Raw genomic sequence first — 1,578 nt, 5'->3', positions numbered from 1 at the left:
AGCGGAAGATCGCGTCGAAGATCGATTGCGGCTGCGGGGGCTGCGGCGGGGCCGGGGCCGGGCCCTCGTTCGACGGGAAGAACTTGCGCGAGGGCTTCTGGCGCGGCTGGACCGGGACGCCGCGCGGCGCCTCGACGTCGACCTGGCCGGCGGAGTTGACCTGCTGCACGGTCTTGGCGGCGTCCTTCGTGCCGCGCTTGCGCTCGGGCTTGGCGGCCATCGCCGGCACGTCCTCCTGCTCGCGCGCCTCGGCGATGATGTCGCTGCCGCCCTTACAATCCACCAGCCACACGTCGTAGATCGGGTGCTCGATCGCGTGCAGGCCGGGGCTCGAGGCGAACATCCAGCCGGTGAAGATCCGGCGGTACTTGTTCTCCAGCGTCACCTCGTCGACCTCGAGGAAGGCCGTGGTCTTGGCGCTCTCGGTCGGCGGCCGGGTGTAGCAGACCCGCGGGGTGAGCTGCAGCGCGCCGAACTGCACGGTCTCGTCCACCGCCACCTCGAACGAGACGATGCGGCCGGTGATCTTGTCGAGGCCGGAGAACACCGCGGTCGGGTTCTTGATCTTGTCGGCGGAGGCCGGGCCTGCGCAGAGCGCGAGGGCGGCGAGGCCGAACGCGGCCCGTGCGGTGATGCGGCTCAAGGCACGCCCCTCTCGGCAAGTGAACGACGCGGCGCGCGGCCGGCGGATCGACGCGTTCAATACGGAAACGGTGGTGGAAAAAGGGCGCGGCCTCCGTGGTCGCGACGCGGGCGGACAGGGCCTGCAGGTCTCGTTTCCGGCCCCTCCCCGTCATCCCGGGGCGCCGGAGGCGAGCCCGGGATCCAGCGCCGCGGGTCTCGCTCCAGTCTGCGCCTCGCGGCGGCCCTGGATTCCGGGCTCTGCTGCGCAGCCCCGGAATGACGGAGACCGGGTCGTCAAAGCAGATCCGGCCTCGGAGGCCTATCCAACCGGAGGGGAGACGTGCCGGCCGGACTGGTGGGGGGGCTATTCGCCCGGCGTCCACGGCACGTAGTCGCCGGTGGCGGCGGGGCGGGCGCCCCAGGAGAGCTGCGAGCCCTTCGGGCGGTAGGCGTCGGCCGTGCCGGTCATGTTCTCGACGTGGGGCTTCTGCCACTCGCGCGGGGTGTAGGCCTCCTCGCTCGGCGGCAGCTCGATGTTGTGGCAGAGCCAGCCGCGCCAGCCGGGCGGGACCTTCGAGGCGTCGGCGTAGCCGTTGTAGACCACCCAGCGCCGCTCCGAGCCGACCGAGCGGTCGATCAGCGCCCCTTGCGCGCGGTAGTACTTGTTGCCGTGGTCGTCGCTGCCGACGAAGTTGCCGCTGCGCGCGGTGTAGAGCGCGAGCGACATCGTCTGCCCGTTCCACCACGTGAAGATGCGCAGAAGCGTGTCCTTGAGCGCCATCGCCGTCTCCGAAGCCTGCTCGCACGCGCGGCCGGGGATCGCGATCCGGGCTGCGCATGCAGAGCGCGGTTATGAGCAGCGGGTGCCCGCAAGTCCAGAACCAAGTCCGAAACCCGAGTCCGGGCGCCGGTGACGCCGCCGGGCGGGCGTCGCCGCGGACCGGCCCCGTTGCC

At 71.7% G+C, this 1,578-nt stretch carries 2 protein-coding genes; both read right to left on the bottom strand.

The features are described 5' to 3' along the window. Window positions 1–643, bottom strand: a 643-nt coding sequence (locus tag FV223_RS27220) for a DUF2155 domain-containing protein (RefSeq protein WP_147729817.1), incomplete at its 3' end; no start/stop codon positions are given. A gap of 345 nt (window positions 644–988) precedes the next feature. After that, a complete protein-coding gene (locus FV223_RS27215) occupies window positions 989–1,405 on the bottom strand; it encodes an NADH:ubiquinone oxidoreductase subunit NDUFA12 (RefSeq protein ID WP_147729816.1) in 417 nt (138 codons plus the stop codon). Window positions 1,406–1,578: the final 173 nt, after the last annotated feature.

Source organism: Methylobacterium sp. WL116 (assembly GCF_008039455.1).
Lineage (GTDB): Bacteria > Pseudomonadota > Alphaproteobacteria > Rhizobiales > Beijerinckiaceae > Methylobacterium.
Note: the sequence above shows the minus strand (reverse complement) of the source record. Positions and strands in the feature narration are given on the sequence as shown.